General features: G+C 40.8%; 16 protein-coding genes. 3 read left to right on the plus strand and 13 right to left on the minus strand.

Translation table 11 applies throughout. The annotated features are described in order from the left end of the window. Window positions 1-51 precede the first annotated feature (51 nt). Complete coding sequence (locus tag EHS13_RS18415) at window positions 52-1,680, minus strand: RCC1 domain-containing protein (protein WP_155701770.1); 1,629 nt, start codon at window positions 1,678-1,680, stop codon at window positions 52-54. A 28-nt stretch (window positions 1,681-1,708) separates the two neighbouring features. Beyond that, window positions 1,709-3,013 carry a UDP-N-acetylglucosamine 1-carboxyvinyltransferase gene (murA, locus tag EHS13_RS18420; protein ID WP_155701771.1) on the minus strand — a complete coding sequence of 435 codons (1,305 nt, stop codon included), beginning with the start codon at window positions 3,011-3,013 and terminating at the stop codon, window positions 1,709-1,711. Between the two features lie 239 nt (window positions 3,014-3,252). Here murA and tlp point away from each other — a divergent pair, with 239 nt between their 5' ends. Continuing rightward, complete coding sequence (gene tlp, locus EHS13_RS18425) at window positions 3,253-3,477, plus strand: small acid-soluble spore protein Tlp (RefSeq protein ID WP_155701772.1); 225 nt, start codon at window positions 3,253-3,255, stop codon at window positions 3,475-3,477. 57 nt (window positions 3,478-3,534) lie between these two features. Here the strand turns inward: tlp and rnz are convergent, their stop codons facing one another. Together rnz and metH are read right to left on the minus strand one after the other, a co-directional pair. Further along, window positions 3,535-4,458 carry a ribonuclease Z gene (gene rnz / locus EHS13_RS18430; protein ID WP_155701773.1) on the minus strand — a complete coding sequence of 308 codons (924 nt, stop codon included), beginning with the start codon at window positions 4,456-4,458 and terminating at the stop codon, window positions 3,535-3,537. A 69-nt stretch (window positions 4,459-4,527) separates the two neighbouring features. Next, entirely contained in the window at window positions 4,528-7,974 is a 3,447-nt protein-coding gene (gene metH, locus EHS13_RS18435) for a methionine synthase (protein ID WP_155701774.1), read from the minus strand. 212 nt (window positions 7,975-8,186) lie between these two features. Between metH and EHS13_RS18440 the strand changes: the two genes are divergently transcribed. After that, window positions 8,187-8,729 carry an acireductone dioxygenase gene (locus tag EHS13_RS18440; RefSeq protein ID WP_155701775.1) on the plus strand — a complete coding sequence of 181 codons (543 nt, stop codon included), beginning with the start codon at window positions 8,187-8,189 and terminating at the stop codon, window positions 8,727-8,729. A gap of 65 nt (window positions 8,730-8,794) precedes the next feature. Here the strand turns inward: EHS13_RS18440 and EHS13_RS18445 are convergent, their stop codons facing one another. From EHS13_RS18445 to EHS13_RS18460, 4 genes are all read right to left on the minus strand, one after another. Continuing rightward, window positions 8,795-9,604, minus strand: coding sequence for an HAD family hydrolase (locus EHS13_RS18445; protein WP_155701776.1), 810 nt, complete (start codon window positions 9,602-9,604; stop codon window positions 8,795-8,797). A gap of 2 nt (window positions 9,605-9,606) precedes the next feature. Next, window positions 9,607-10,125 carry a hypothetical protein gene (locus EHS13_RS18450; protein ID WP_155701777.1) on the minus strand — a complete coding sequence of 173 codons (519 nt, stop codon included), beginning with the start codon at window positions 10,123-10,125 and terminating at the stop codon, window positions 9,607-9,609. A 23-nt stretch (window positions 10,126-10,148) separates the two neighbouring features. Continuing rightward, window positions 10,149-10,334, minus strand: a complete 186-nt coding sequence (locus EHS13_RS18455) for a DUF896 domain-containing protein (protein WP_155701778.1) — start codon at window positions 10,332-10,334, stop codon at window positions 10,149-10,151. A gap of 175 nt (window positions 10,335-10,509) precedes the next feature. Next, window positions 10,510-10,977 carry a LysM peptidoglycan-binding domain-containing protein gene (locus EHS13_RS18460; protein WP_155701779.1) on the minus strand — a complete coding sequence of 156 codons (468 nt, stop codon included), beginning with the start codon at window positions 10,975-10,977 and terminating at the stop codon, window positions 10,510-10,512. Between the two features lie 149 nt (window positions 10,978-11,126). Here EHS13_RS18460 and lexA point away from each other — a divergent pair, with 149 nt between their 5' ends. Then, window positions 11,127-11,747: a transcriptional repressor LexA gene (lexA, locus tag EHS13_RS18465; protein ID WP_155701780.1), complete on the plus strand. Its 621-nt coding sequence runs from the start codon at window positions 11,127-11,129 to the stop codon at window positions 11,745-11,747. A gap of 70 nt (window positions 11,748-11,817) precedes the next feature. On the opposite strand, the gene glnA is transcribed toward lexA, so the two are convergent. The 5 genes from glnA to EHS13_RS18490 all read right to left on the minus strand — a co-directional run bounded on the left by glnA (window position 11,818) and on the right by EHS13_RS18490 (window position 17,278). Next, entirely contained in the window at window positions 11,818-13,146 is a 1,329-nt protein-coding gene (gene glnA / locus EHS13_RS18470) for a type I glutamate--ammonia ligase (protein ID WP_155705415.1), read from the minus strand. A 36-nt stretch (window positions 13,147-13,182) separates the two neighbouring features. After that, window positions 13,183-13,590 (minus strand): MerR family transcriptional regulator, encoded by a 408-nt coding sequence (locus EHS13_RS18475; protein ID WP_155701781.1) that lies wholly within the window; start codon window positions 13,588-13,590, stop codon window positions 13,183-13,185. A gap of 101 nt (window positions 13,591-13,691) precedes the next feature. Beyond that, window positions 13,692-14,942, minus strand: a complete 1,251-nt coding sequence (locus EHS13_RS18480) for a methionine gamma-lyase family protein (RefSeq protein WP_155701782.1) — start codon at window positions 14,940-14,942, stop codon at window positions 13,692-13,694. Between the two features lie 2 nt (window positions 14,943-14,944). Next, window positions 14,945-16,261: a GTPase HflX gene (hflX, locus tag EHS13_RS18485; protein ID WP_155701783.1), complete on the minus strand. Its 1,317-nt coding sequence runs from the start codon at window positions 16,259-16,261 to the stop codon at window positions 14,945-14,947. A gap of 27 nt (window positions 16,262-16,288) precedes the next feature. After that, the gene (locus EHS13_RS18490) at window positions 16,289-17,278 is read right to left on the minus strand and encodes an AAA family ATPase (RefSeq protein ID WP_155701784.1); all 990 of its coding nucleotides are present in this window, start codon (window positions 17,276-17,278) and stop codon (window positions 16,289-16,291) included. Window positions 17,279-17,350: the final 72 nt, after the last annotated feature.

The following is a 17,350-nucleotide window of genomic DNA, read 5'->3' on the forward strand; positions in this document are numbered from 1 at the left end:
CCTAGGACTTTCGAATCACCGTCACATTTGAGGAGTTTGCGTCTAAAAAAACTATTCTCTTTCAACTTGAGTCATTATATTTACAATTTTTGCGGTTGAATCCCAGTAGACATTTGAGTCAAAGGATTCTGCTATAAATCTCACAGGAACTAGGGTTCTATCATTTAAAATAGTTGCTGGTGTATCTAAAGCTAAATCTTTACCATCTACTATGGCTACATTACTGCCAATTGTAAGTATAATTATTTTTTGTCCTTTTGTTGCTGTAACCTGTTTTGTTGCTTCATCCCAACTCACGTTTGCTCCCAATGATTCAAATATTTTACGAAATGGTACCATTGTTCGATTATTGATGATTATTGGAGGCTGATCAAAGCTCAAAACGTTAAAATCAAGCTTTACCTGAATCAAATCTCTTTTTGTATCGGTAGTAGTAGAGTCCACTGGTCGAGTTTCGCCCATAAAGCTTTTTATCCATACGGGTTTAGCACGGTTCCACTTCTCACTATCTCCTATTTGGCCACTTGAATTCAATCCCCATGTCCAAAGCGTAGCCTTGTCTGTTATTGCCATTAAGTGAAGCCCAATGCCTCCAGTAATCTGTGTAACTCCTGCCAGACTTTCTGTTTGGATAGGTAAGACCTGATTCGCGTAAGTACCAATTCCAAGCTGTCCTACACTATTATTTCCCGTTGTCCAGACAGTTCCATCATTTTTTAAATATATGGCCACATCTGTACCGGCACTTATAGTTTTGACGTCTGTAATATCTTTTACTTGGGCTGGTGTAGCATGATCTATATTAGTACCATCTCCAAGTTGCCCCTTGGCATTTAAACCCCAAGACCAAACCGTTCCATCGTTTTTAAGCACCATACTAAAAGAATCCCCTGCAGAAATTGCTTTCACATCTGTTAAGTCTTTAACAGGCATTGGCCCTGTATCATTGTTTTCGATATATGTAATTGCACCTGCTAAAATTTCAGTTGTAGTAATTTTGCCATCACCAAGCTGTCCATGGTTATTAGTTCCCCAAGTCCATACTGAGCCATCCTTCTTAAGTGCGATGAAATGATTAAAACCAATAGCAATGGAAGTGATATCAACCAAACCATCAAATAATTTAGGTGTAGTTTGATTATTTCCCCAATACCATAACGTGCCATCAGCCTTTAATGCATAACTTGCATACCAGCCCGCAGCAATTGCTGTAACATCAGTTAGACCCTTTACTTGCTGAGGAAATAGTTGATTGTGATTTTCCTTAATTGGATTATCGGGATTCGTTTGATAATCCATAATGGTTTGGGTTCCAACTCCAAGCTCACCATTGATATTACTTCCCCAAGCCCACACTGTACCATCACTCTTTAATGCAAGCGAATGCTCATACCCAGCAGCAACTTTAATGATATCTGTAACCCCAACAACCTGAATAGGTGCGTATATGTCTTTCTTGTTATCTCCGCTTGTACCATTTCCAAGCTCTCCTAGATGATTCCGCCCCCAAGCCCAAAGCGTACCATCAGTCTTAATAGCGAGACTATGATAAGCGCCAGTAGCCATCCCTTTCCAACCGACATTAGTTGCTGCCGATGTAACTGAACTCCCTACAATACTCGTAAAAACTGTTGAAATCAAAAGCACATTTCTCATAAACTTGAATTTTTTCCCGATCATGGTTCCATCCCCTTAGAAAAATTTCAGTTTACTTTACAGCTGCTTGAGTAGCATATTCGGCTATTTCGATATCTTCTTCAATGTCATGGACCAATAGCTTGGCTCCTAGACCGCGGAATTGGTTCATCACGTTATCATAGCCGCGTTCGATATGTTCAACACCTGAGATCATCGTGAGGCCTTCAGCCATCAATCCAGCAATGATTAGGCAAGTCCCTGCTCTAACATCGGATGCATGGACGTAATTACCTTGTAACGGTGCTGCACCTTGGATAAAGGCACTTCCGTTACGCACTTTGATTTGGGCTCCCATTTTATTCAGCTGTGAAATGTGATTGAATCTCTCCGGATATACTTTATCCGTAATTATGCTGCGCCCAGGTGCGCGTAGCAATAAGGAAGTCATCGGCTGCTGTAGATCTGTCGCAAAAGCTGGATACATACCCGTTCTTACACGTGTTGCCTTGATATTAACATCTCCATAGGCGGTTATGCTGCTTTCCTTAAGCTCGAAGGACATTCCGATTTCTTTAAGCTTGAGCACACAGGATTGTAAATGCTCTGGAATGATCTCTTCAATAGTTACAGTCCCTCTCGTAGCACCTGCAGCCATTAGAAAAGCCCCCGCGATCAATCGATCGGGAATTGCCGTATAGGTGCAGCCACCAAGCTGTTTAACGCCATCAATTTTGATCTTATCCGTACCTGCTCCAGTAATTCTAGCGCCCATGTAATTCAATAAATTAGCCGTATCCACGACCTCTGGATCTTTAGCGGCATTAAGCAATTCAGTCCGTCCTTCAGCTAAAACTGCGGCCAGCATGGCATTAATTGTTGCTCCTGAAGTGATCATGTCAAAAAAGATCGATGTACCGACTAGCTTTTCAGCCTCAACTACATAATGATCATCAAAAAAGGTGAATTTAGCTCCTAGTTGCTTCAAGGCTTTAATATGCTGGTCAATGGGACGGGAAACAAAGTTATCGCCACCGGGATATCCAATTGAAACCTTGCCTTTTTTGGCTAATAAGGATCCTACAAAATAATACGAGGCGCGATATGCAGATGTTTTGCAATGATTGAGTAAGCCCGTATGAATATACTGTGGGTCAATCCAAACATCTCCTGATTCCTTGCGCTCAATCTTCATTCCCATTTCATCCGCAATTTCTGCAATAACTCTAAAATCTAGAATGTTGGGAATTCCCTTGAGTATTAAAGGTTCATCACTTAAACAAGCTGCAGCCAATAGCGCCAATGAGCTATTCTTTGACCCAGGTATACATACAGTGCCAAACAGAGGTCCAGAATGCTGCACTTCAATCCACTTCATTTTATATATCGACTCCCAAAGGTTTAATATGTATCTTATAGTTGCCTTACACGACTTATGTGCTTGAAATAGTAAGTTTTATGATTATCATTTGGAAATAATCTCACTAATTTTAGCACAAATCGACATTTTTTGATATATGTTTCTGGTCCTGTCTTTTAAAATGAATAAAATGGATAAACAGGTGGTAAACTACGCTCTGGATTGGTTTAATTTCAACTAGAATGGGGGTAATGGCAATGGCTAAACCAGATGATCGTTCAGATAATGTAGCACATTTGCAGGAACATGTTGAGAATACAGTGGATAACTTACAAGAAACGAAAGCCTATTTAGATGAACATGCGGAAGAAATCAGCTCTGAGGAATTGAATAATCTTGCTGAGAAGAATCAAAAGCGTCGTCAAAGCATCTCATCTTTTAAAGAAGAAATTATAGATGAAACTGAAAAAGGCAATGGATAGTTTAGAGTAATTAATTTTCTTATGAATCCCCTTCGCGCTGAAGGGGTTTTATTATTTTTACAGCAAAGGTATGGAATAGCTCGAGAAATCTGCTGCTAAATAAACAGCTTCGAATACGGTTTGGGCTTCAGTCAATAGTGAACTCATATGCTCTTCCTGATAACGCGAGCTGAAATGTGTGAGAATCAACGCTTTGGCCCCTGCTTCTGCAGCTGTTTGTGCCGCATCTACGGTAGTGGAGTGAAAATATTCATTCGCTAGATCCTGGTTTAACACCGCAAATGTAGCTTCATGAACCATGATATCCACTTCAAGTGCTAGCTGAACTGCCGCCTCACATCGGCGAGTATCACCAATGATCGCTATTTTACGCCCTTTAATCTCAGGACCAATAAAATCGCGGCCATTTAATACAGTTCCATCCTCTAGTATAACAGTCTCCCCTTGTTTCAAGCGTCCAAACACAGGACCAGAAGCAATTTTCAAAGCATTGAGTTTTTTAACCTCCAGCTTGCCAGGACGGTTTAATTCAATGAAACGATAACCAAAGCATTCAATACGATGTTCTACATGCAATGCTTCTACGCGGAACAAATCATCTTCATATATTAATCCGTCATTAATTTCTATAATCTCTAAAGGATAATTCAATCGTGATTGGCTAACGGATAAGGCAGAATCAATAAAAGCTTGGATTCCAGGCGGGCCAAACACAGTGAACGGAGTAATGCCCCCTTGATTTGCACGTGTCGACAACAATCCCGGTATTCCAAATATATGATCGCCATGCAAATGTGTCACAAATAATTTATCCAGTTTGCTCAGCTTTATAGAAGAACGCAGGATTTGCTGCTGCGTCCCCTCTCCACAATCAAAAAGCCAATAAGCGCCGTTCTCTGCTAATAAATCAAGGGCAATCGCCGTCACATTTCTTTGCCGCGACGGGGTGCCAGCACCAGTTCCTAGAAAAACGAGCTCCACAAAAACCTTCTCCTTCGTATCGCAAGCATTGTTTGAGGTTACTAATAGTTTACCTCGTATATAGTCACATCAAACCTTCTCAACATTAAAATATTGCGCCTGCGGATGGGCAAATACCATAGCTGAAACAGAAGCTTCTGGATCCATCATGCAGCCTTCAGTTAATTCTACTCCGATATCTTCAGGCTTAAGCAAATCAAACAAAGGAATTTGATCCTCAAGGTCTGGACAAGCTGGATAGCCGAATGATACACGAATCCCTTGATATCTAGCACCATGTCTTTGTTTCATAGTCATATCTGGTGAATCCGGGTAGCCCCAAATATCGCGCATAATATGATGCATTCTTTCGGCAAAGCCTTCTGCTAATTCCAAAGCGCACGCTTGGACCGCATGTGAGCGTAAATAATCGCCTGAATCCTTCAATTTTGTGGACATATCTCTTACTCCATGGCCAGCAGTAACAATCAAGAATCCGACATAATCCATAATCCCGCTATCCACAGATTTCAAGAAATCAGCTAGACAAAGGTGCGGCTCTACAGCCTGACGTGGGAATGAGAATGTTTTTAAGATTTTAGTTGTATCTGCTGGGTCATAAATAATAATGTCATTTCCTGAGGATTGAGCCGGCAAAAAGCGATAAATCCCGTGTGTTTTAATCGTTCCGTCCTTCACAGCTTCTTCCATAATGGAATCAACCACTTCTTTGAGCTGGGTTGTCTTCGGATCTTTATCTTTCAACAATTGTTCTACTGAACCACGGACACCCAAGTGATGACCCAATAACATCTCGAGATTGACATAAGGCAATACGTGTCCTAAAGGATAGTCACGCAATACATGACGTTCTGTATCCGGTGGTGTGAATACTGGCGCATCTGGCGATATTTTGGTACTGCGCGCACGAGATTGTACAGGTAAAGGAACTTCTGTTTTCTTGCCTGCCTCCATGACATCGGACTCTTTATAAATCCGCATTTCTTCAATCAGCATTTTTTTCTGTTCTGGATCGCTAATTTGGTTCGCAATATCCAGACCGTTCATCGCATCTTTGGCATACAGCACTAAACCATCATATTCCGGCCCAATTCGCGTTTTAGTAAACTTACGAGTCAAAGCAGCTCCACCCACTAGAATGGGGGCATTAATGCCAGCTAACTTCAAATCCTGTGCGGTGATCACCATTTGCTGGGCAGATTTAACTAGCAAGCCCGATAAACCTATCGCATCTGGCTGTTCCCGGCGGAAAGCTTCAATTATTTGCTCCGGTGGTACTTTAATACCCAAGTTTATGATCTTGTAACCATTATTTGATAAAATAATTTCGACTAAATTTTTACCAATATCATGAACATCGCCTTTGACAGTAGCCAGGATGATTTTACCTTTAACTGCTGTTTCATCCTTCTCCATAAATTGCTCTAGATAGGCTACTGAAGCCTTCATTACTTCAGCACTCTGCAGCACCTCTGCGACAATTAATTCATTGTTGTTGAATAAACGGCCTACCTCGCTCATCCCAGCCATCAGCGGACCGTTGATAACCTCTAAAGCTGTATATTGTTTTAAAGCCAGTTCAAGGTCCGGGAGCAAGCCTTCTTTGGTACCTTCAATAACATAGGAGCCTAAGCGCTCTTCTAAAGTAAGTGAGCTGATTTTGACAATCTTATCGACTTTCTTCACACGGAAGAAAGCTACGAAGTCTGCTAAGGTTTGGTCACTTGTATCAAAAATTAAATCCTCCGCAAGCTTACGCTCAGCTGGTGAAATCGAGGCATACCGCTCTAGTTTCTCCGTATTGACAATCGCGTAATCCAAACCGGCTTTTGTACAATGATACAGATAAACCGAGTTTAAAACCTCGCGTCCCGTATCAGGTAAGCCAAAAGAAATGTTACTTAAACCAAGTATAGTTTTGCACTCGGGAAAGGCTTCTTTAATGAGCTTAATCCCTTCAATGGTTTCCACAGCAGAACCAATATATTGCGGATCTCCTGAGCCAATAGGGAACATATTCGGGTCAAAAATAATATCATGCGGCTTCATGCCATATTTGTTAACTAAGAGTTCATAAGAACGCGCAGCAACCTCTAATTTAGCTTCACGAGTAACAGCTTGTCCTCTCTCATCAATCAGAATGGTCACAACAGCAGCACCATAGCGATGAATTAACGGAACAATGGCCGCAAACTTCACTTCGCCATCCTCAAGGTTAATCGAATTAATGATTGCTTTACCTTGCGAATATTTCAATCCTAGCTCAATGATGTGATCATAGGTCGAATCAATAACTAACGGAACCTTTACTTTCTTTACTACATGCTGTAAAAAATTCTCCATCGCATAATCTTCATCGATATCTGTATCTTGAAGATTAATATCGATAACGTGAGCGCCGTTTTTAACCTGTGCTCTGGCAACCTCTGAGGCTTCTTCAAACTTTCCTTCTTTAATAAGCCGTTTAAATTTACGTGATCCTGAGATATTCGTTCTTTCCCCAACCATAATAGGCCGATTTTCCGGCTCAATATAGACGGTTTCAATACCTGAAACTGCCGGAGGATGGGTACCAAACTTAGTTCTAGGTGCATATTTCCCCATCATATCTGCTAAAGCTCGAATATGTGCTGGTGTTGTACCACAGCAGCCGCCGGCCATATTCAACCAGCCTTGCTCAGCAAACCCAGCCATTTTCTTCGCTAGGGATTCGGGTGATTCGTGATAATGGCCATTCTCATCAGGAAGTCCAGCATTAGGATAACAGCTAACAGCCGTTTCCGCGATTTCCGATAAAGTACGAATATGATCCCGCATAAACTCAGGACCTGTAGCGCAGTTCAAACCAATAGATACTGGGTTAAGATGCTCTAAGGAAATATAAAATGCTTCAATACTCTGCCCAGCAAGCGTAGTCCCCATAGGTTCTATTGTTCCTGAGATCATAATAGGAAGTTGAGTATTCAGCTCATCCATTGCTTTACGTATACCAATACTGCCTGCTTTAACATTTAACGTATCCTGAGAGGTTTCCAATAATAACGCATCTACTCCAGCTTGAATTAACGCTACAGCTTGTTCATAATACGTGTCCACTAGCTGGTCAAAAGTAACTCCACCCGTAACCGATAACGTTTTAGTTGTGGGTCCTAACGCTCCTGCTACATACCTCGGCCACTCTGGGGTGGAGAATTTATTAGCTGCGTCAACTGCAAGCTTAGCAGCGGCCAAGTTAATTTCAGTGGAGCGATCCTGTAAATCATATTCGGCAAGTACGATACTGGTCGCACCAAAAGTATTCGTTTCTATAATATCTGCACCAGCAGCAAAATAAGCTTCATGAATTTTGGATATTACATCGGGACGCGTGATGACTAGAATTTCGTTACAGCCATCTAAATCCTCACTTCCAAAGTCAGCCTCAGTTAAATCCTCCTGCTGAATCATAGTACCCATTGCACCATCTAATATCATAATCTTACGTTTCATTTGTTCCTGTAGGGTTGGTTTACTCAAGTCGCTCTTCCTTCCGTATCTGCATACATTCTGCTACAAAATGACTGTATTTAAGTTTAACATAAAGTGTAGCAAAATAAAGTCTAATTTGAAAGTGTTGTTATATTTACATTTCCGATGTATTTACAATGAATTAAGGCTGCAGTTATCGACATAGAAGCTTAAAAGGCATATAATAGGTATTAAATTAATTTTTTAAGGAGGATATAACGATGGCAGAAATTAGAATTCGCAACACAAATGAAAGAATTAGTGCCGATCAAGACGTAAGGAATTTTCTCGAAGGGCAAGAAGTTGTTTATGAGCATTGGGATACAAGTAAGCTTCCTGCTCACTTACAAGAAAATTTTGTATTGTCTGATGCAGAGAAAGCTGAAGTTCTTGCTACCTTTGACAGTGAAATTAAAGACCTGTCTGCACGCCGCGGATATCAAATATGGGATCTCATTACTTTATCAGATGCAACACCAAACTTAGGTGATTTATTGAAGAAATTCGAAGCCGTTCATACTCATACCGAGGACGAAATTCGCGCTATCACAGCGGGTAAAGGGATTTTTATTATTAAAGGCGCCGGTGATGTTGGTTATTTTGATGTCGAGCTTTCAGCAGGTGATGTTATCTCTGTCCCAGAGAACAAAGCTCATTTCTTTACACTGATGGATAACCGAGCTATTGTTGCTGTTCGCTTGTTTATCGAAGCCAATGGTTGGATTGCTGAACCTTATGAAGATCCTTCCTTTGTTAAAGCTTAAATCCGGACTATATTTATCTTAAAAAAACCCGTTCCACTTCTGAATGAAGTAGAACGGGTTTTTGATTATGCGCTTCTTAGAGCTAAATTTTCGATGATCGCCATTAGCTCACCGACGTCTTTAATTTCATAGGTAGGAATAATTTCATTTGAACGAACTACCTCATGATGATTGATCCATACATTCCGCATCCCTACTCGATTTGAACCAAGTATGTCTGTAGTCAATTTGTCTCCGACCATTAAGCCGTCATTTGGACTGATGTTCAATAACTTCATAGCGTGTTGGAAAATGGAGATAGCCGGCTTACCTTCACCAAACTGTCCAGATATAATAATTTCATCAAAATAGGCAGCAAGCTTAGGGACACCTGCTATTTTCTCTTTTTGTAGATCAGGTGAACCGTTTGTAAGCAATAACAGCTTATAATTACCTTTCAGTGCATCTAACAATGCGAAAGTATCATCGTAAACGATAGGCCTTGCTCTCCGCTCTTTAGGAAAAAGCTCTCCTAACACTTGCCCTAGCTCAGCATCATCAATTCCTAAAGCAAGCAAGCCTTTGGTCCAAGCAGCCGTGCGATAACCAGGTGCTAGAGATCGGAGCTTAACAAAGTTCTCATCTTCGCCTTCGCTAAAATTACCCCATAAAGCTTCAAAAGGATTGATACCAATCATCTTCGTAAATGGAAATGTATCAAAGCTTTCATACATAGCCCGTGCTTCCTTGCGTACGGAAGCTTCCAATTCAGTTGCTTTAAGCTGAGGATATTGCCTTACAGCCGCCTCACATGTTGCTGTAAATGCTTCAGCTACACTACGATCATCCCATAATAGTGTATCATCCAAATCAAATAAAATTGCTTTTAGTGACATCGTTATACCCCTTTAGTTTGATCAATGAATAATATTCCGTTGTTGTTTGCAAATTCTTCTACTGCTGTAGACATGGCTCTGATATCGAAGCGGTGCATAAGCTTGGAAAATACCCATCGAGATTTTTTTTGTCTAAAATGAATAATCACATAGGCTTTTTGTACGGTAATTCCATCGATCTCAGCTGCCTCTAAGGTAACATCTCTAGAGAAACGGCGAGACGATAACGTCGTTTTGCCGACACTTAAACGGGGACGTCTAACAAAATAAATAAATAAACCCATGACAAAATAAGCAATGATCACAAATTTTGTGGTAGCATCCTGCCCACTAGTTGGGTAAGATAGTGTGAAAAAAAGTGAGAACCCAATACAAAGCAACGGTAAAAACCAACTGCGCCCAAAAAATTTCAACATGGGTTCTTTATAAACTCTAGAGATGACTTCTTTACCTTGCTTAGTGCGTTGCTTATTGGTAATTTTTTTATTCTTCAAGACCATACGTTCCCATTTGCGTGACACGGTGGTTCCCCCTCTAACTTAAGCTACTGCTTCTCTTCATCTTCTACATATCGGATTGAATCAAGATGAATTTTTAAGTTCCCCTTGAAGATTTCGATATATTGCTTGCGTAATTCATTTCTTTCATCGATTTCTTCATCAGATAATCCAACGGTTTTTGCTTTTCTTGCTAATTGATTAATGCGTTCAATCTTCTCTTCCATACTCATCTGCAATCCTCCAAACCATACGTTGTAATGGAAACGAAGTCTTTCATATGTTCGTTATCTCTATTACTTTGCCATTCTGACTCTACATTGTCAAGAAGCAGCCCTGACAAACTTATGGACATAAAAAAGAAAGAAGATCATCCGAATGAATGATCTTCTTCTATTACCCTTTGATTCAATTAGGTAACAATAACATTTGTCCTTCTTGAATTACCGAATTCTTCAGTCCGTTTAGTTTTTTAATCTGATTTATATAGGATGAAACACTGACTTTAGCAGGAGCATATTCGTTTGCGATGGACCACAGAGTATCACCTTGTACAACATCTACTTTAGGAGCTTCAGCTTTGGGAACATCAGCTTCAGGTGTTTCTAATGCTACTGTATTAATAGCCAATATATTAGAGGAACTATCGTTTATCTGTTCGTGTGTGCTTGCAAAAGCATGAATGAGTGTACCGCAAGTAATTGCAATAAGCAACAAAACTCCTACAATAATGATTCGCAGAAATTTCTTATGCTTCCATGTATGTTGAGTAGCTTTATTCAATAGAGCTTGATTCTTGCTTCTATAGTATGTAGTTGTTGTAACTTTCTGATCCTCTTCAATAAAATAAACCGGGTTGTTATCAACTGTGTTCATCCAATTCATCTCCCCAAACGTTTGTTCTATTTACAAGATAACACGAACAATTGTTTGTGTCAATAATTATTCGAACTTATGTTTGTACGAACTCCTATTCTATGTTATACTTCATTTAAATAATTACCAATTTGGAGGGATTTCATTATATGAGTAAGATTTCAAACAGACAACTTGCCATTCTAGATTTTATAAAAAGTGAAGTTAGAGAGAAAGGTTATCCTCCATCCGTTCGCGAAATCGGTGAATCCGTTGGCTTAGCTTCTAGTTCCACGGTTCATGGCCATTTAGAGCGCTTAGAGAAAAAAGGCTTAATTAGACGTGACCCTACCAAACCAAGAGCTATTGAAATATTAGGTTTAGATGATTCAGCTTCTGCTTTTGCACATACTATTACCAGAGTCCCTTTAATTGGTAGAGTTACTGCAGGTGTTCCCATTACAGCTAGTGAGAACATCGAGGATTACTTTCCGCTACCTAACCATTTTGTCAAAGATGATGAAGTTTACATGCTAAGCGTAATGGGAGAAAGTATGATCGAAGTGGGAATTCATGACGGAGATTACGTTATAGTTCGTCAGCAGTCCTCCGCTAATAATGGAGACATCGTAGTGGCTATGAATGAAGATGACGAGGCAACTGTTAAAACCTTTTATAAAGAGAAGGATCACATTCGCTTACAGCCGGAGAATGCCTCTATGGAGCCAATTCGTTTGAATAAAGTAACCATTCTCGGTAAGGTTATTGGTTTATTCCGCAGTATTCACTAAGGTTCATTACATATAAAAAAGACCATTGAGGGATAACTTTCAATGGTCTTTTTTTATATGATTATTTATTCTAATACAAAGTTAGATATTGCTCGCGTTCCCATGGATGAACCTGTGTACGATACATGTCCCACTCGATTTCCTTCAATTCATAAAAGTGAGCTAGTGCATGATCTCCAAGCACATCGCAGATGACTTCGTCTCGTAATAACTCATTCAAAGCTTCCTTTAAATTAGCTGGCAAACTAGGAATGCCTTGATCTTCTCTTTCCTCTTCGGACATTACATAAATATTGCGATCAGTTGGAGGAGGCAATTGCATCTTGTGCTTGATTCCATCCAAACCTGCTTTGAGCATAACGGCAAGCGCAAGATAAGGATTAGCTGCTGGATCCGGATTACGAACCTCTACTCGAGTACTTAACCCGCGTGAAGCAGGGATACGAATCATTGGGCTGCGGTTACTTGCAGACCACGCTACATAACAAGGTGCTTCATAACCAGGAACTAGACGCTTGTAGGAATTGACAGTTGGGTTAGTGATAGCAGCGAATGAACGTGCATGCCTAAGTATTCCAGCCATATAATAACGTGCATCTGAGCTTAGGCCTAATTTATCCTTCTCGTCATAAAAAGCGTTTACTTCGCCTTTAAACAACGATTGGTGACAATGCATTCCTGAGCCATTAACACCAAAAAGCGGCTTCGGCATAAAGGTTGCATGTAAGCCATGCTGTCTAGCTATTGTTTTGACTACTAGTTTAAAGGTTTGAATTTGATCAGCTGCCTTAAGTGCGTTGGCATATTTAAAATCAATTTCATGCTGGCCTGGTGCTACTTCATGATGAGAAGCCTCAACTTCAAAGCCCATTTCTTCCAAAGTTAGCACGATTTCACGACGGCAATTCTCACCTAAATCCATCGGAGCTAAATCAAAGTATCCACCTTGATCATTTAATTCTAATGTAGGATTGCCTTTTTCATCCGTTTTGAATAAGAAAAACTCAGGCTCAGGTCCAACATTCATTGCGCTATAGCCCATATCAACTGCTTCTTGCAAAGCTCGTTTGAGAATTCCACGTGGATCCCCTGGAAAAGGACGACCATCCGGCAAATAAATATCACAAATTAAACGTGCTACGCGATTCGATGCTATCCAAGGGAAAATCATCCAAGTGGATAAATCCGGATATAGATACATATCGGACTCTTCAATACGCACGTAGCCTTCAATGGAAGAACCATCAAACATCATTTTATTATCTAAAGCTTTTTCTAGCTGGCTAATTGGAATTTCAACATTTTTAATAGAGCCCATTAAATCTGTAAACTGCAGACGAATAAACCGTACATTCTCTTGACTTGCAATTTTTAAAATATCTTCTTTAGTATATTGAATCACGGGTTTATCTCCTCCTTCGAATGGTAAAGCGTTTTAATGGAAAAAGCGCGATAGCTCGCCTTGGATCAATGAAACCTGACCCGGGCGTTTACCGTTGATCAATTGCTGTTTTAACATCTTGTGAAGCTGTGAATCGGTCATTTCCCGACGCTTATTCTCTGTTTGCTCAGTTATAACGGTTGCTTCATCGGAATCCTGTGAAACCGTATGCAATACTTGCTTAATTCCTGCAATATTAACACCTTTTTCAATCAAGTCCTTGATTTCTAGCAAGCGAGATACATCGTTAAACGAATACAAACGTTGATTGCCGCCCGTTCTAGCTGGCATAACTAGCTCATGTTGTTCATAATAGCGAATTTGTCTAGCGGTTAAATCGGTTAATTTCATTACAATACCAATTGGAAACAATGCCATATTCTTGCGGATATCATCATTCATGCCATTCACTCCTGTGACCTCACTGGGAGGTCGATCTTTTCCTAGAAAACCTTCCTTATTATTGTAGCTTTTCCCTAAATACATGTCAAGTGATGTAAGGTTTACAGATGTCCTTTTGCAATTAAATGTTCAATTGCATAGATCACGCCGAGTTTTGCATGGGAGTATGTTAACCCGCCTTGCATATAGGCAATATAAGGCTCACGAATGGGCGCATCTGCTGACAGCTCTAAGCTGCCGCCTTGGATAAAAGTACCTGCGGCCATAATAACGGGATGCTCATAACCTGGCATATCCCAAGGCTCAGGAACAACGTGGGCATCTACTGCAGAAGCTTTTTGCACGCCTTGTACAAAAGCAATTAAATGGTCCGCGCTTGTGAAGCGAATCGCCTGAATTAAGTCACTTCTTGACTCTTCCCAGCTCGGCTGAGTTGCAAATCCTAATTCTTCAAACATGGCCGCTGCAAATATGCTCCCTTTTAGAGCTTGTCCCACCATGTGCGGTGCTAGGAATAGCCCTTGGAACATCTTATGAGTTGCCCCCATCATTGCCCCTACATCCCCGCCAATCCCCGGAGCGGTCAATCTAAAAGCAGCCAGCTCGACATATTTATGTTTACCAGCTATATAACCTCCTGATTCGGCAATACCGCCGCCTGGATTCTTAATTAATGAGCCAGCCATTAAATCTACATCTACTTGTGTAGGTTCAAGAAGTTCCGTAAATTCTCCATAACAATTATCTACAAATACAATTAAAGCTGGGTTAATCTCTTTAACAAACTGTACCATTTCTGCAATTTGAGCAACGGTAAAAGAAGCTCTCCACTCATAGCCGCGAGAACGCTGTATTCCGATAACCTTTGTTTGGCTGGTTATGCTTTTCTGAATGTTAATCCAATCGGGAAGCCCATCCTCTAATAAGGCAACTTCAGCGTAATGCACTCCCCAATCCTGTAAAGAACCTTTTCCATCCTGTGGTTCACCGATAACTTTATGTAAGGTATCATAAGGCGTTCCCGTAATATATAATAGCTCATCTCCTGGACGCAGGACTCCGAATAATGCGGTAGAAATAGTATGTGTCCCAGATGCAAAATGCGGGCGTACAAGCGCTGCTTCAGCGCCAAAAACATCCGCATATACCAAATCCAAGACTTCCCTGCCACGATCATTATAGCCATAACCAGTCGATGAATTAAAATGATAATCACTTACGCGATGCTTCTGAAATGCAGCAACAACCTTCCATTGATTAGGATCAATTAATTGATCCACTTGCTGGATAGCTCCAGATATTTTTTGTTCTACTTTCCCCATAATAGCTTGAACCTTGTCCGAAAATACCATGCTTACACTGTCGCTCCCTCTTCCACCTGACCATTATCCTCGTATGTAGCTAATAAATAAGCGTTTTTGGCATAATCGCCAGCATTCACTCTTACTTGAATAAGCATGTCATCTCCATCGACATCTGTTTCAAGCACTTCACCTACTCGGTACAATAACGCAATTAAATCACCTTTATTAGCTGGGATACGAAACCATTTACTGTCACTTACTAATTTTTCTTGAATGGCCAGCTTTATTAGTTCGAGATCTGCTTCGTTAAAAGCAGAAATGCGCAAGAACTCCCCTTCTGCTGCATCCATTTGCCCTTCGGTAGTCACACAAAGATCCGATTTATTAAACAAGGTGATTTGCTCTTTATCTCGTGCGCCAAGTTCTTTCAAGACAGCATTTACAATGTTCATCTGCTCCATATGCATCTCAAGCGAGCTATCCACAACGTGTAGAATCAAATCAGCTTCTAATACTTCCTCCAATGTCGCACGGAATGAGGCAATTAAATCATGCGGTAAATTCTGAATAAATCCAACTGTATCCGTTAGAATAATTTCCTTGCCATTTGGCAGCTTTAAGTTGCGTGAGGTTGGATCCAATGTAGCAAATAACTGATTCTGCACATAAACGTCTGCATGAGTTAATTGATTTAAGATTGTTGATTTACCTGCATTGGTGTAGCCAACTAAAGCAACTTGAAAAGCTCCTGCTTTTTTACGTCTCTCGCGATGCAGTACCCGGTGACGAACAACCTCCTGCATTTGCTGCTTTAACTCGTCAATTCGATCGCGAATATGACGACGGTCCATTTCCAATTTGGTTTCTCCGGGTCCACGTGCGCCAATCCCGCCACCGTTTAATCTAGCGAGATTCTTACCTTGCCCAGAAAGTCTAGGCAGTAGGTAGCTCAGCTGAGCTAGTTCTACTTGCAAGATACCTTCACGAGTATTCGCCCGTTGTGCGAAGATATCCAGAATCAGCTGAGTTCGATCAATAATTTTTACATCAAGTGCTGCTTCTAGATTCCGTACCTGCGCTCCAGACAGCTCTTGGTCGAATATCGCTGTATTACCATCCAGCTCCTCTAAACGAAGCTTCAGCTCAGCGACCTTCCCTTTACCAATAAATGTCTTGGAGTCTTTGGCATCTTTATTCTGGGTCATGGTTTCTAGAACCTGTACCCCAGCAGTTTCAGCAAGTGCGACTAACTCCTGCAAGGAATATTCCGTTAGAAATTCATTGCGTTTTTCCTTCTGAGTGACCAAGCTAACTAGAATGGCGCGTTCCAGAATATGAGGGATGACGTGATGTGTCGTTTGTTTCATAAGCGATTCTCTCCTTTTAATAACCATTTAATTTTTGCGTTCCCAGCGTAAATCTTCGGTTTTTAGCAGCATTAGCTCTTGCCTTGAAGGGTTTGTAGAATATTGCTGAAGCAGCCTTACGGCTTGATGGCGAATGGCTTTCTCAATCAAATTGCGGACATACCTTGCATTGCTGAAGCTGTAGCCGCAGTTTAGCTTTTCCTCCGCCAAATGATGCCTTAATTTCATTTCAGCTTGTGGAGCAAAGACATATTGACTTTCCTTGGCCATTAAATCGGCGATTTGCATGAGCTGCTGCACGGTATAATCATTAAAATCGATCTGCAATGGAAAACGTGAGGGCAAACCAGGATTCATGCTCAAAAAGTCATCCATTTCCTCCGGATATCCAGCTAATATTAGAATAAATTGATTGCGATAGTCCTCCATTGATTTGACTAAACAGTCAATGGCTTCTCTGCCAAAATCCTTCTCGCCGCCGCGGGCTAAGCTATAAGCCTCATCTATAAAAAGTATACCGCCTAACGCTTTTTTAACAAGCTCGCGTGTTTTTAATGCAGTATGTCCAATATACTCACCGACTAAATCTGCGCGCTCTACTTCAACTAAATGCCCTTTGCTGAGTACCCCCATGGACAGAAATAGCTTTGCCAAAATGCGTGCAACCGTCGTTTTACCTGTTCCCGGATTACCTTTAAACAGCATATGGTATACCTGGGTGGGTGAATTTAATCCGATATCCATACGGTATTGTGAAATTTGCAGCAAAGCAAATATCTCATAGACGATATCCTTGACATGATCCATCCCAATAAATGAATCAAATTCCTTAGCAATTTCTGCAAAAGGCTCGCGATTTAACGATTTACTCTCATTTAAAGCGGCAGCTTCATCTGTTCCATATCTCAATGTAGAATAAGAAGTATGGTTTGCCTCCGAATTGCGAAGCACAATGTTCATTTGTCGTGGATTTCTTGCTGCTTTAGTATTAGAGCTTGTTGAACTCGGCTCTCTCATGTCAAATCCCCCTCATCACTGCGTTGTTACATTATACGCAACAGCCCAGAAAGGATTACAGCATGACTTAAA

Origin of the sequence: Paenibacillus psychroresistens (assembly GCF_009728935.1) — a bacterium.
Taxonomy (GTDB): Bacteria; Bacillota; Bacilli; order Paenibacillales; family NBRC-103111; genus Paenibacillus_AC; species Paenibacillus_AC psychroresistens.